We start from the raw sequence: 12,623 nt of genomic DNA, 5'->3' as shown, positions 1-12,623 counted from the left end.
ACAAGACCACCATGACCGCCCGACACCCCGCCCCCGGCGAACTCGACCCCATCGAAACCGCGAGCCGCGACGAGATAGCCGCGCTGCAGCTCACGCGCCTGCGCGCCACGCTGCAGCGCGCCTACGACAACGTGCCGCACTACCGCAAGGCCTTCGATGCGAAGGGCGTGCACCCCAACGACCTGAAGTCGCTCGCCGACCTGTCGAAGTTCCCGTTCACGGTGAAGAGCGACCTGCGCGACAACTACCCCTTCGGCATGTTCGCCGTGCCGCGCGAAAACGTGGCGCGCATCCATGCCTCGTCGGGCACCACCGGAAAGCCCACCGTGGTCGGCTACACGCTCAAGGACATCGACACCTGGGCCAACCTCGTCGCCCGCTCCATCCGCGCGGCGGGCGGGCGGCCCGGCGACATGGTGCATGTGTCGTACGGCTACGGCCTCTTCACCGGCGGCCTGGGCGCGCACTACGGCGCCGAGCGCGCGGGCTGCACCGTCATCCCCATGTCGGGCGGCCAGACCGAGAAGCAGGTGCAGATCATCCAGGACTTCAAGCCGAACATCATCATGGTCACGCCCAGCTACATGCAGGTGATCATCGAGCAGTTCGAGCGCCAGGGCCTCGATGCGAAAGACAGCTCGCTCAAGATCGGCATCTTCGGCGCCGAGCCGTGGACCGAGGCGATGCGCCGCGACATCGAGGCCAAGGCCGGCATCGACGCGGTCGACATCTACGGCCTCTCCGAAGTGATGGGCCCGGGCGTTGCCAGCGAATGCGTCGAGAGCAAGGACGGCCCGGTGATCTGGGAAGACCATTTCTACCCCGAGATCATCGACCCCGAGACCGGCGAGCTGAAGGCCGACGGCGAAGAAGGCGAACTGGTCTTCACCTCGCTCAGCAAGGAGGCGATGCCGATCGTTCGCTACCGCACGCGCGACCTCACGCGCCTCCTACCGCCCACCTCGCGCTCGTTCCGCCGCATGGGCAAGATCGTCGGGCGCAGCGACGACATGATGATCATCCGCGGCGTGAACGTCTTCCCCACGCAGGTGGAGGAGATCGTGCTCGCGCACAAGAGCCTCTCGGGCCTCTACCAGGTGCACGTGAGCCGTGCCGACAAGCTCGACCAGGTCGAGGTGCACTGCGAGCTCAACCCCGCCGACGCCGCCGCGGCGGACCGCACCGCCATCGGCGAATGGGTGCAGCACCGCGTGAAGACGCTCATCGGCATTTCGACGCGCGTGGTGGTTCATGCGCCCAACGAGATGGAACGCACCCAGACCGGCAAGGCCCGCCGCGTGATCGATACACGCCCGCGCTGAACGCATCGCCTCCCTGCCAAACGACAAGAACTCCTCGATGACATTGAATTTCCGACCGATCGCCCTCGCCTGTGTCGCCCTCGCGCTGGCCGGCTGCGCCGCCACCACGCCTGCGCCCAGTGGCAAGGTCACGATCAAGCGCGATGCCTACGGCGTGCCGCATGTGTACGCCAACGATGTGCGCGGCCTGTTCCACGGCTTCGGCTACGCGGTCGCCGAAGACCGCCTGTTCCAGATGGAGATGGCCCGCCGCGCGGTGCTCGGTACGGTCTCCGAAGTGATGGGCCCAGCCTACGTCGCGCTCGACAAGGGCAGCCGCGCCGGCTTCACGCCCGACTCCATCCGCGCGCAGATGGCGCGCCTGTCGCCCGACGACAAGGCGATCTTCGATGGCTACGCCGCGGGCTTCAATGCGCGCGTGAACGAAGTGCTCGCGGCCGAGGCCACGCTGCTGCCCAAGCAGTTCACCGATGCCGGCTTCAAGCCGAAGGCCGACTGGACGGGCTACGACGTGGCCATGATCTGGGTCGGCACCATGGCCAACCGCTATTCGAACGTGAGCAGCGAGGTCGCCAACCTGCGCCTGCTGGAGCAACTGCGCAAGGCCCGCGGCGACGTCGCCGGCCGCCAGCTGTTCGACCAGATCCGCTGGGTGGAAGACCCGCTCGCGCCGACCACCGTGCCGCGCACCGGCGCGCGTGCGCAGGCTGCCGTGCAGCCGGCCGGCGACGATGCCGTCGCACGCCTGGCCCCCGTCTCGCCCGAGCTGCTGGTCGCGCGCAGCGACATCGACGCGGCCCGCCGCGGCGTGGCCGAGCCATGGACCCGCCCGATCGCCAGCAACCTCTGGATCGCCGGCCCGTCGAAGACCACCGACGGCAGCACCGTCTTCATCAACGGCCCGCAGTTCAACTGGTTCAACCCGTCCTACGTGTTCGGCATCGGCCTGCACGGCGCCGGCTTCGACGTGACGGGCAACACGCCGTTCGCGCACCCGGTCGTCCTCTTCGGCACCAACGGCAAGATCGCCTGGGGCGCCACCGCCGGCCCGCTGGACGTGAACGACATGTACCAGGAGAAGCTCAACCCGGCCAACCCGCACGAGTACCAGTTCAACGGCGCGATGCGCGCGATGACCAAGCGCACCGAGGTCATCAAGGTCAAGGGCCAGCCCGACCAGAGCGTGGACGTGTTCGCCACCGTGCACGGCATCGTCACCAACTTCGACCTGCCCAACGGCACCGCCTATTCGATGAAGCGCAGTTGGGACGGCTACGAGCTCGAATCGCTGCTCGGCTGGATCCATTCGATGCAGGCGAAGAACTGGGACCAGTGGCTGGCGCAGGCCTCGCGCGTGGCCATCACCATCAACTGGTACTACGCGGACACCGAGGGCAACATCGGCTATGTCTCGCCCGGCCGCCTGCCGATCCGCCCGGCCACACAGGACATCCGCCTGCCCGCCATGGGCGACGGCTCGATGGAATGGCTCGGCATCCGCCCCTTCAGCGAAGACCCCAAGACCTTCAACCCGGCGCAAGGCTACGTCGCCAACTGGAACAACCAGTCCGCGCCGGGCGCGGTGAGCGACGGCGGCAACTACTCGGTGGTCGACCGCGTGCGCGAATTCACCGCGCGCCTGGAAGCCAAGCCGAAGCTCACGCCCGACGAGCTGTGGGCGCTCACCCGCACCACCGCGTACGCCGACACCAATGCGCGCTACATGGTGCCCTTCGTGCTCGAGGCCACGCGCAACCTGCCGGCCGCCGACCCCGCGCGCCGCGCGGCACGCCTGCTGGCCGACTGGAACGCCCTCAACGAAGACCCGGCCGAGCGCGGCGTCTACGACAGCCCCGCCACCACGTTGATGATGAACTGGCTGCCCATCCTCTATAAAAAGGTGCTGGCCGACGACCTGCCGCCCGAGGTGTTCGCAGCCTACGCGGGCAATGGCTATGCCAACGACACGCAGGTGGCCAGCATCCGCCCCGGCAACGGCATGAAGCTGGTCTACAACGCACTGCTCGGCGCCAAGGCCGGCGTGCCGCAGACCTACGACTTCTTCAACGGCGAAGACAAGAACGCGGTGCTGCGCGCCACGCTCACGGAGGCCATGGCCCAACTGGAGAAGCGCTACGGCAAGGACACCGCGAAGTGGCGCACGCCGGTGGTGAAGCACGCCTTTCTCACCAGCAACTTCATCGGTGCGCCGCAGGCGGGTGCCGACGAGTTGCTCACGCTGCCGAGCTTCATGAACCGGGGCTCGCAGAACGACAAGGTGGTGCTCGGTGCGCGCGGCGTGACGCTGTGCACCGCCGCGCCGCCCGGCCAGAGCGGCTTCGTCGCGCCCGATGGCCGCAAGTCGGCGCACTACGCCGACCAGATGGCGCTTTTCAAGGACTTCGGCTGCAAGAGCGAGGCGCTGACGCCCGCCGAGGTGGACCGGCAGGCCGAATCGACCAGGCAGCTGAGCTACTGACCGCAGCCCGGCACTCAACCATTCACCCGCAAGGAGAACCACGATGTACACGCAAGCCATGGACACCATGGGCAAGGACGCAGGCGACGGCAAGAAGGCCGTGCGTTCCGCCGAGGAGATGCGGCTCGAGGAGCGCTTCGACGCGCAGATCGATGCCGGCGACTTCATCGAGGCCAAGGACTGGATGCCCGAGCACTACCGCAAGACGCTGGTGCGCCAGATCAGCCAGCACGCGCACTCCGAGATCGTCGGCATGCTGCCCGAGGGCAACTGGATCAGCCGCGCGCCGACGTTGAAGCGCAAGGCCATCCTCCTGGCCAAGGTGCAGGACGAAGGCGGCCACGGCCTCTACCTGTATGCCGCCGCCGAGACGCTGGGCACCTCGCGCGACCAGATGTTCGACGCGCTGCACAGCGGCAAGGCCAAGTACAGCTCGATCTTCAACTACCCCACGCTCACCTGGGCCGACATGGGCACCATCGGCTGGCTGGTCGACGGCGCGGCCATCATGAACCAGGTGCCGATCTGCCGCTGCTCGTACGCACCGTATGCGCGCGCCATGATCCGCATCTGCCGCGAGGAGAGCTTTCACCAGCGCCAGGGCTACGAGGCCCTGCTCACCATGATGACCCACGGCACCGACGCGCAGAAGGCGATGGTGCAGGACGCGGTCAACCGCTGGTGGTGGCCCTCGATCATGATGTTCGGCCCACCCGACGACCAGTCGCCCAACTCGGCGCAATCGATGCGCTGGGGCATCAAGCGCTTCAGCAACGACGAGCTGCGCCAGAAGTTCATCGACGCCGCCGTCGAGCAGGCCGCCATCCTCGGCGTGACCCTGCCCGACCCCGACCTGAAGTGGAACGAAGAACGCCAGGCGCACGACTTCGGCACCATCGACTGGAGCGAGTTCTGGCGCGTGGTGGGCGGCGACGGCCCCTGCAACCGCGAGCGCCTGCAAGCGCGCGTCGACGCCTGGGAGGACGGCGAATGGGTCCGCGAGGCCGCGATGGCCCACGCCAACAAACAACCGATGAAGGAAGCCGCATGAGCGCCGATACGACAAAACAAGAGTGGCCCCTGTGGGAAGTGTTCGTGCGCAGCAAGGCGGGCCTGGACCACAAGCATTGCGGCAGCCTGCACGCGGCCGATTCGAAGATGGCGATCCAGATGGCGCGCGACGTGTACACGCGCCGCCAGGAAGGCAGCAGCATCTGGGTGGTGCGCTCCGAGCAGATCGTGGCGAGCGACCCGGGCGAGAAGGACATGTACTTCGATCCGGCGGAAGACAAGGTCTACCGCCATCCGACCTTCTACGCGCTGCCCAAGTCCGTGGACCACATGTGAGCGGCCATTGACGGGAACATCATGCAAGCATCGATCGAACTGAACCGCACGCCCGCCGTGCAATATCTGCTGCGCATCGGCGACACCTGCCTTGTGCTCTCGCAGCGCCTGGGCGAATGGTGCGGCCATGCGCCCGTGCTGGAAGAAGACATCGCGATGGCCAACATCGCGCTCGACCTCGTCGGCCAGGCCCGCGGCCTGCTCACGCATGCCGGCAAGCTCGAAGGCGAGGGCCGCGCGCACGACGAAGACCAGCTCGCGTACCTGCGCGACGAGCGCGACTACTTCAACCTCACGCTGGTCGAGCTGCCGCGCGGCGACTTCGCCTTTGCCGTGCTGCGCAACACCATGGTCGCCACGCTGCTCAAGCTGCTGTGGCAGCGCCTGGCCGCATCGAGCGACGCCGAAGTGGCCGCCATCGCCGGCAAGGCGGTGAAGGAAGCGCGCTACCACCAGCAGCACTCGGCCGACTGGGTCGTGCGCCTGGGCGACGGCACCGACGAATCGCGCCGCCGCACCGAGAAGGCCTTGAAGCAACTCTGGCTCTACGTGCCCGAACTCTTCGAGAGCGACGCGGTGGACGAGGAAGCCAGCGCCAGCGGCCTCGGCCCGGCATGGAGCGAACTGCGCGAGCCGTGGCTCGCCGAGATGCAGCAGGTGCTCGACGCCGCCGGTCTCGCGATGCCGCAGGAAGCCGCGTTCTGCAGCAACGGCAAGCGGGGCGTGCACAGCGAACACATGGGCTACATCCTCACCGAGATGCAGCACCTGCAGCGCAGCTTTCCCGGAGGCGTGTGGTGATGAACGCAGTGGCGTCGCGCGTCGATGCGGCGTGGGCCGTGCTGCACACGGTGCTCGACCCCGAGGTGCCGGCCGTGTCGGTCTGCGACCTGGGCATCGTGCGCGAGGTGATCGAGCATGACGACGGCCTCGAAATCGTGCTCACGCCGACCTACTCCGGCTGCCCCGCGACCGAAGCCATCGAGCACGACGTGCTGGCCGCCATCGAAGAGGCAGGCCTCGGCCGCGCACGCGCCACGCTGCGCCGCGCGCCCGCATGGAGCAGCGACTGGATCAGCGACGAAGGCCGCGCGAAGCTCAAGGCCTACGGCATCGCGCCGCCTGCGCATCTCACGCCCGAAGTCGCGGCCAACACCGCGATGCCGATCAAGCTCTTCGGCCGCATCGCCGGCGAACGCATCGCCTGCCCGCGCTGCGCAAGCGAGCGCACCGAACGCCTGTCCGCTTTCGGCTCCACCGCCTGCAAAGCGCTCTATCGCTGCATGGCGTGCCGCGAACCCTTCGAACATTTCAAGCCGATCTAAGGCGCCCCAATGAGTACCCTTTTCCACCCCCTGCGCGTGAAGGCCATAGAGTCCGACACGCACGAGGCCGTCATCGTCTCGTTCGAGGTGCCGGCCGACCTGCAGGAAGTCTTCGGCTTCACGCAGGGCCAGTACCTCACCTTGCGCCACGACATCGACGGCCAGGACCTGCGCCGCTCCTATTCGATCTGCGCGGGCCTGGACGACGGCGAGCTGCGCGTCGGCGTGCGCAAGGTGCGCGGCGGCGTGTTCTCCAACTGGATCAACGCGAACCTGCAGCCCGGCGACACGCTGCAGGTGATGGCGCCGCAAGGCCGCTTCTTCGTGCCGATCGAGCCGGCGTCGGCCCGGCACCACGTCGGCATCGCGGGCGGCAGCGGCATCACGCCGATCCTCTCGATCATGAAGACGGTGCTGGCGCGCGAACCCGCGAGCCGCTTCACGCTGATCTACGGCAACCGGCAGCTGCAGTCCACGATGTTCAAGGAGGAAATCGAGGACCTGAAGAACCGCTACATGACGCGCCTCGTGCTGCTGCACGTGTTCTCCGACGAGCACACCGATTCGCCGCTGGGCTTCGGCGTGATGAACCGCGAGAAGATCGGCGAGTTCCTGCAGTCGGTGGTGCCGGCCAAACGCATCGACCACGTCTATGTCTGCGGCCCGTTCCAGATGAACGACGAGGCCGAGGCCGCGCTGCTCGCGGCCGGCGTGCCCGAGGACCGCATCCACATCGAGCGCTTCGGCGTGGCGCTGCCCTCGGCCACGCAGGTCGGCGCCGTGGTGCACGAGCCGCAGCCGGGCGATGCCAAGCAGGCGCGCATCACCATCGTGCGCGATGGCCTGCAGCGCGAGATCACGTTTACCGAAGGCCAGCCGAGCATCCTCGATGCCGCATCGGCCGCGGGCCTCGAAGTGCCGTTCTCATGCACCTCCGGCGTGTGCGGCACCTGCCGCGCCAAGTGCGTGGACGGGGAAGTCCGCATGGAAAGAAACTTCGCGCTCGACAAGAATGAAGTGGCCGCAGGCTTCGTGCTGACCTGCCAGGCCCACCCCCTCACCGAACGTGTCACCTTGTCCTTCGACGAGCGTTGATACTTCAGGCCTCAACGATTTTTCAACCCGGAGACAAGCCCAAATGAAATTCTTCTTCAAGCCCCTTCTGATCGCCGCGCTGTGCGCCACCGCCGCCGCGGCGTGGGCCGACGTCAATGTCGGCGTGACGATCTCGGCCACCGGCCCGGCCGCCTCGCTCGGCATTCCCGAGAAGAACACCATCGCGCTGATGCCCAAGACCATCGGCGGCCAGAAGATCAACTACATCGTGCTGGACGATGCCTCCGACACCACCGCGGCCGTGGCCAACACCCGCAAGCTGATCGCCGAGAACAAGGTCGACATCGTGCTGGGCTCCACCACCACGCCCAACTCGCTCGCCATGATCGACGTGGTGAGCGAAGCCAAGGTGCCGATGATCTCGATCGCCGCCTCGGCCCGCATCATCGAGCCGATGGACGCCAAGAAGAAGTGGGTCTTCAAGACGCCGCAGAACGACATCATGATGTCGCTCGCCATCGCCGAGCACATGGCCGCCAACGGCGTGAAGACCGTCGCCTACATCGGCTTCTCCGACGCCTACGGCGAAGGCTGGTCGGAAGAGTTCGCCAAGGCCGCTGCGCTCAAGAAGATCACCGTGGTCGCCAACGAGCGCTTCTCGCGCAGCGACACCTCGGTGACCGGCCAGGCGCTGAAGATCATGGCCTCCAAGGCCGATGCGGTGCTGGTCGGGGGCTCGGGCACGCCGGCCGCGCTGCCGCAGAAGACGCTCAAGGAGCGCGGCTACACCGGCAAGATGTACCAGACGCACGGCGTGGCGAACGCCGACTTCCTGCGCGTGGGCGGCAAGGATGTGGAAGGCACCTTCCTGCCCGCCGGCCCCGTGCTCGTGGCCGACCAGTTGCCGGCCGGCAACCCGGTGAAGAAGTCCGCGCTGGCCTACGTGTCGGCGTATGAAGCAGCCAACGGCAAGGGCACCGTGTCGACCTTCGGCGCGCATGCATGGGATGCCGGCCTGGTGATGTCCTCGGCCATTCCGGTCGCGCTGAAGAAGGCGCAACCGGGCACGCCGGAGTTCCGCGCGGCCCTGCGCGATGCGCTGGAGCAGGTCAAGGAAGTGTCGGGCGCGCATGGCGTATTCAGCATGACGGAGACGGACCACCTGGGTCTGGACCAACGCGCCCGCGTGATGGTCAAGATCGAAAACGGCGCCTGGAAGTACCAGCCCTGATGTCTTTGCTCCCTCCCCTCCCGGGGGAGGGTTGGGGTGGGGGCTCGACGGCATCGACCTCCGCGCGGCCGTGAAGGCCGGGTAGCCCCCTCCCAACCTTCCCCCAGAGGAGGAAGGAGCAATACAGCGCGTTGCGGCAGACACTGATTCGATACACGGGCCGAGCCCAAAGGTTCTTTTATGGATTTGCAGATCGCCCTGTTGTTGGGGCAGGACGGCATCGTGAACGGTGCCGTCTATGGATTGATGGCGCTCGCCCTCGTGCTGGTGTTCTCGGTCACGCGCGTCATCTTCATTCCCCAGGGCGAGTTCGTCGCCTTCGGGGCCCTCTCGATGGCGATGCTGCAGGCCGGCCGCGTGCCGGCCACGCTGTGGCTGCTGCTCGCCCTCGCGGTGATGGTGCTGATCGTCGAGTTCTGGCGCTGGAAGCGCGGCGCGGTGGTCGACTGGGCCTCGGCGCTCGCCTGGTGCGTGGTGCTGCCGCTGGCCGCCGCCGCGCTGGTGCTGCTGCTCAAGCCCACCTCGATGGCGGGTCAGACACTCACCACGCTCATCCTCATCATGCCGCTCGGCCCGTTGCTCTACCGCCTGGCCTACCGGCCGCTGGCGGATGCCAACGTGCTGATGCTGCTGATCGTCTCGGTCGCGCTGCATGGCGTGCTCGTCGGCCTCGGCCTGCTGTTCTTCGGCGCCGAAGGTTCGCGCACCACGGCGTTCTCCGATGCGCGCTTCGACATCGGCGGCATTCCGGTCAGCGGGCAATCGCTGGTCGTCGTCGGCGTCACGCTGCTGCTGGTGATCGCGATGTTCCTGTTCTTCGGGCGCTCGATGGTCGGCAAGGCATTGCGCGCGACCGCCATCAACCGCGTCGGCGCACGGCTCTCGGGCATTCCGACCGAGCTCTCGGGTGACCTGAGCTTCGCGCTCGCTGCGCTCATCGGTGCGGTATCGGGTTTGCTGATTGCACCCATCACCACCGTGTACTACGACACCGGCTTCCTGATCGGCCTCAAGGGCTTCGTCGCGGCCATCGTCGGCGGGCTCGCGAGCTATCCGCTGGCGCTCGTCGGCGCGCTGCTGGTCGGCCAGCTCGAAGCCTTCGCCTCTTTCTGGGCCAGCCCGTTCAAGGAAGTGCTGGTCTTCACTTTGATCATTCCCGTGCTGTGGTGGCGTTCGCTGCGCAGCCATCATGTGGAGGACGAGGAATGAGCCCGTCTTCGAATCCCGTTGCCGTGAATTCGCCGCCCGCCGGCAAGCCGCTGGTCACGCCGCGCCAGCTCACCCTGGTCTTCGTCGTCGCGCTCGCGCTGGCCTGGGGCTTCCTGCCCGAGTTCACCGTGTCCGTGCTGAGCAACATCGGGCTCTATGCGCTGGTCGCTGCGGGCCTCGTGATGCTCACCGGCGTGGGCGGCATGACCTCCTTCGGCCAGGCCGCGTTCGTCGGCATGGGCGCGTATGCCACCGCATGGATCTGCACCTCGCCCACGGCGGCCGCCTGGATGGGCGGCGCCGTGAGCCCCGCGCTGCTGCCGTGGGCCGGCCTGCTGCTGGGCCTGGTCTTCACCTTCGCGCTCGCCTGGGCGCTGGGCGCGGTCACGCTCAAGCTGCAGGGCCACTACCTGCCGCTGTGCACCATCGCGTGGGGCCTGAGCCTCTACTACCTGTTCGGCAACATGGAGTTCCTAGGCGGGCAGACTGGCATCACGGGGGTGCCGCCACTGGTGGTTGCGGGCGTGTCGCTCGCCACGCCGCGTGCGCTGGGCGTGGTGATCTGGGCCGTGCTGCTGCTTGCGCTGTGGGCGATGCACAACCTGCTCGATTCGCGCGAAGGCCGCGCCATCCGCGCGCTCAAGGGCGGGCGGTTGATGGCCGAGTCGATGGGCGTGGACACCGCACGCCACCGCATCAAGCTCTTCGTGCTGGCCGCGCTGCTCGCGGCGGTGTCTGGCTGGCTCTACGCGCACCTGCAGCGCTTCGTGAACCCGACGCCCTTCAACCTGAACATCGGCATCGAGCTGCTGTTCATGGCGGTGGTCGGCGGCGCGGGGCACCTGTGGGGCGCGGTGCTCGGCGCGGCGCTGATCACGTTGCTGAAGGAAAAGCTGCAGGACGTGCTGCCCGCGCTGCTGGGCACCAGCGGCAACTTCGAGGTGATCGTGTTCGGTTTGCTGATGCTCTTCGTGTTGCAGCGCTTTGCGGACGGGCTCTGGCCCACGGTCTCGCGCCTTGCGAGCCGCTGGGTGCGAGACGACGCGCGCAAGGTAGCGCCTGCCTTGGTACACCCTTCCACGCTGCAACTCGTGCAGCGCAAGCTGCCCGCATCGGGCGAACTGCTGCTCGAAGCCAGCGACGTGAGCAAGCGTTTCGGCGGCCTCGTCGCCAACAACGCGATCTCGATGACGCTGAAGGCTGGCGAGATCCACGCGCTGATCGGCCCGAACGGGGCAGGAAAGAGCACCTTCTTCAACATGATCTCGGGCGTGGACGATCCGACCTCGGGCGTGGTGCGGCTCTCCGGCCAGTCGATGGCGACGAAGCCTTCGCGCGCCTTCGCCGCGCTGGGCCTGGGCCGCACCTTCCAGCATGTGCGCCTGCTCGGCCAGCGCAGCGTGGTCGAGAACGTGGCGCTCGGCGCCCACCTGCGTGCCAAGCGCGGCTGGCTCGCCGCGATGCTGCGGCTGGACCGCGCCGAAGAAGCCGCGCTGATGGCCGAAGCCCGCCGCCAGATCGAACGCTGCGGCCTCGGCGCGCACGCCGACACGCCGGCCGCATCGCTCTCGCTCGGCCAGCAGCGCGTGGTGGAAATCGCGCGCGCGCTCGCGGGCCAGCCTTCCGTGCTGCTGCTCGACGAACCCGCCGCGGGCCTGCGCCACCTGGAAAAGCGCGCGCTCTCCGTGCTGCTGAGCCAGCTGCGCGCCGAGGGCCTGGGCATCCTGGTGGTGGAACACGACATGGAATTCGTGATGAACCTGGCCGACCGCATCACGGTGCTGGAGTTCGGCACCGTCATCGCCACCGGCACGCCCGCTGAAGTGCAGGCCAACCCGCGCGTGCTGGAGGCCTACCTCGGCGGCGCCGACGACGAACTGCTGGAAGACGCACGATGACCGCTCCCCTCCTCCAACTCGAAAGCTTCTGCGTCGCCTACCGCACCGTGGAAGCGGTGCACAGCGTGCGCCTGTATGTGAACGAAGGCGAGATCGTCACCGTCATCGGCCCCAACGGCGCGGGCAAGACCACGCTGCTGTGCGCGGCGATGGGCCTCCTGCCTTCCACCGGCGCACTCACGCTCTCGGGCGAGCGCATCGCGCGCCCCGGCGTCGAGACCATGGTCGCGCGCGGCGTGGCGCTGGTGCCCGAGCGGCGCGAGCTGTTCGGCGAGATGTCGGTCGAAGACAACCTGCTGCTCGGCGGCTTCTACCAGTGGCGCAAGGGCAAGCGCGACCAGCGCGCACGCATGGAGGAAGTGTTCGAGATCTTCCCGCGCCTGCGCGAGCGCAAGCCCCAGATGGCCTCGACGCTCTCGGGCGGCGAACGCCAGATGCTCGCCATCGGCCGTGCACTGATGGCGCGGCCGCGCCTCCTGATGCTCGACGAACCCTCGCTCGGCCTTGCGCCTCTGGTCGTGCGCGAAGTGCTGCGCGTGGTCTCGCAACTGCGAAGCCATGGCGTCTCGGTGCTGCTCGTGGAGCAGAACGCGCGCGCCGCGCTGCAGGTGGCCGACCGTGCCTACGTGCTGGAGATGGGCGCCGTGGCGCTCGAAGGCAACGCACGCGAGCTGCTGCACGACCAGCGAATCATCGACACCTACCTGGGCATCGGCAACCGCAACGCGGAACCCGCCGTCGCCTGAACCCCAGACG

General features: G+C 67.7%; 11 protein-coding genes. All 11 read left to right on the top strand.

Annotated elements, in window-relative coordinates; genetic code table 11:
* Positions 1 to 11: 11 nt before the first annotated feature.
* The 11 genes from paaK to GNX71_RS06600 all read left to right on the top strand — a co-directional run bounded on the left by paaK (position 12) and on the right by GNX71_RS06600 (position 12,613).
* Positions 12 to 1,322, top strand: a complete 1,311-nt coding sequence (paaK, locus tag GNX71_RS06650) for a phenylacetate--CoA ligase PaaK (protein ID WP_206177585.1) — start codon at positions 12 to 14, stop codon at positions 1,320 to 1,322.
* A gap of 37 nt (positions 1,323 to 1,359) precedes the next feature.
* The gene (locus GNX71_RS06645; RefSeq protein WP_206177584.1) at positions 1,360 to 3,801 is read left to right on the top strand and encodes a penicillin acylase family protein; all 2,442 of its coding nucleotides are present in this window, start codon (positions 1,360 to 1,362) and stop codon (positions 3,799 to 3,801) included.
* Positions 3,802 to 3,844: 43 nt separating this feature from the next.
* Positions 3,845 to 4,852, top strand: a complete 1,008-nt coding sequence (gene paaA, locus GNX71_RS06640) for a 1,2-phenylacetyl-CoA epoxidase subunit PaaA (protein ID WP_206177583.1) — start codon at positions 3,845 to 3,847, stop codon at positions 4,850 to 4,852.
* Positions 4,849 to 5,148 (top strand): 1,2-phenylacetyl-CoA epoxidase subunit PaaB, encoded by a 300-nt coding sequence (gene paaB / locus GNX71_RS06635; protein WP_013539788.1) that lies wholly within the window; start codon positions 4,849 to 4,851, stop codon positions 5,146 to 5,148. Before paaA ends, paaB begins: the two co-directional genes overlap by 4 nt.
* A gap of 21 nt (positions 5,149 to 5,169) precedes the next feature.
* Positions 5,170 to 5,949 (top strand): 1,2-phenylacetyl-CoA epoxidase subunit PaaC, encoded by a 780-nt coding sequence (gene paaC / locus GNX71_RS06630; RefSeq protein WP_206177582.1) that lies wholly within the window; start codon positions 5,170 to 5,172, stop codon positions 5,947 to 5,949.
* Positions 5,949 to 6,473 (top strand): 1,2-phenylacetyl-CoA epoxidase subunit PaaD, encoded by a 525-nt coding sequence (paaD, locus tag GNX71_RS06625; RefSeq protein ID WP_206177581.1) that lies wholly within the window; start codon positions 5,949 to 5,951, stop codon positions 6,471 to 6,473. The genes paaC and paaD overlap by 1 nt, the downstream gene beginning before the upstream one ends.
* 9 nt (positions 6,474 to 6,482) lie before the next feature.
* Positions 6,483 to 7,568, top strand: a complete 1,086-nt coding sequence (paaE, locus tag GNX71_RS06620) for a 1,2-phenylacetyl-CoA epoxidase subunit PaaE (protein WP_206177580.1) — start codon at positions 6,483 to 6,485, stop codon at positions 7,566 to 7,568.
* A 43-nt stretch (positions 7,569 to 7,611) separates the two neighbouring features.
* Positions 7,612 to 8,760: an ABC transporter substrate-binding protein gene (locus GNX71_RS06615; RefSeq protein ID WP_206177579.1), complete on the top strand. Its 1,149-nt coding sequence runs from the start codon at positions 7,612 to 7,614 to the stop codon at positions 8,758 to 8,760.
* 180 nt (positions 8,761 to 8,940) lie between these two features.
* Positions 8,941 to 9,969 (top strand): branched-chain amino acid ABC transporter permease, encoded by a 1,029-nt coding sequence (locus tag GNX71_RS06610; protein ID WP_206177578.1) that lies wholly within the window; start codon positions 8,941 to 8,943, stop codon positions 9,967 to 9,969.
* Positions 9,966 to 11,867: a branched-chain amino acid ABC transporter ATP-binding protein/permease gene (locus GNX71_RS06605; protein ID WP_206177577.1), complete on the top strand. Its 1,902-nt coding sequence runs from the start codon at positions 9,966 to 9,968 to the stop codon at positions 11,865 to 11,867. Before GNX71_RS06610 ends, GNX71_RS06605 begins: the two co-directional genes overlap by 4 nt.
* A complete protein-coding gene (locus tag GNX71_RS06600) occupies positions 11,864 to 12,613 on the top strand; it encodes an ABC transporter ATP-binding protein (protein WP_206177576.1) in 750 nt (249 codons plus the stop codon). The genes GNX71_RS06605 and GNX71_RS06600 overlap by 4 nt, the downstream gene beginning before the upstream one ends.
* Positions 12,614 to 12,623 lie beyond the last annotated feature (10 nt).

Source organism: Variovorax sp. RKNM96 (assembly GCF_017161115.1).
Lineage (GTDB): Bacteria > Pseudomonadota > Gammaproteobacteria > Burkholderiales > Burkholderiaceae_C > Variovorax.
The sequence above is the reverse complement of the archived record's forward strand: the minus strand, read 5'-3'. Positions and strand labels throughout refer to the sequence as shown.

What these genes read in the sequence shown, in the direction of transcription:
- paaD (WP_206177581.1), top strand. Translation starts at nt 5,949, where the DNA reads ATGAACGCAGTGGCGTCGCGCGTCGATGCGGCGTGGGCCGTGCTGCAC.
- GNX71_RS06600 (WP_206177576.1), top strand. Translation starts at nt 11,864, where the DNA reads ATGACCGCTCCCCTCCTCCAACTCGAAAGCTTCTGCGTCGCCTACCGC.
- paaE (WP_206177580.1), top strand. Translation starts at nt 6,483, where the DNA reads ATGAGTACCCTTTTCCACCCCCTGCGCGTGAAGGCCATAGAGTCCGAC.
- GNX71_RS06610 (WP_206177578.1), top strand. Translation starts at nt 8,941, where the DNA reads ATGGATTTGCAGATCGCCCTGTTGTTGGGGCAGGACGGCATCGTGAAC.
- paaC (WP_206177582.1), top strand. Translation starts at nt 5,170, where the DNA reads ATGCAAGCATCGATCGAACTGAACCGCACGCCCGCCGTGCAATATCTG.
- paaB (WP_013539788.1), top strand. Translation starts at nt 4,849, where the DNA reads ATGAGCGCCGATACGACAAAACAAGAGTGGCCCCTGTGGGAAGTGTTC.
- paaK (WP_206177585.1), top strand. Translation starts at nt 12, where the DNA reads ATGACCGCCCGACACCCCGCCCCCGGCGAACTCGACCCCATCGAAACC.
- GNX71_RS06615 (WP_206177579.1), top strand. Translation starts at nt 7,612, where the DNA reads ATGAAATTCTTCTTCAAGCCCCTTCTGATCGCCGCGCTGTGCGCCACC.
- paaA (WP_206177583.1), top strand. Translation starts at nt 3,845, where the DNA reads ATGTACACGCAAGCCATGGACACCATGGGCAAGGACGCAGGCGACGGC.
- GNX71_RS06605 (WP_206177577.1), top strand. Translation starts at nt 9,966, where the DNA reads ATGAGCCCGTCTTCGAATCCCGTTGCCGTGAATTCGCCGCCCGCCGGC.
- GNX71_RS06645 (WP_206177584.1), top strand. Translation starts at nt 1,360, where the DNA reads ATGACATTGAATTTCCGACCGATCGCCCTCGCCTGTGTCGCCCTCGCG.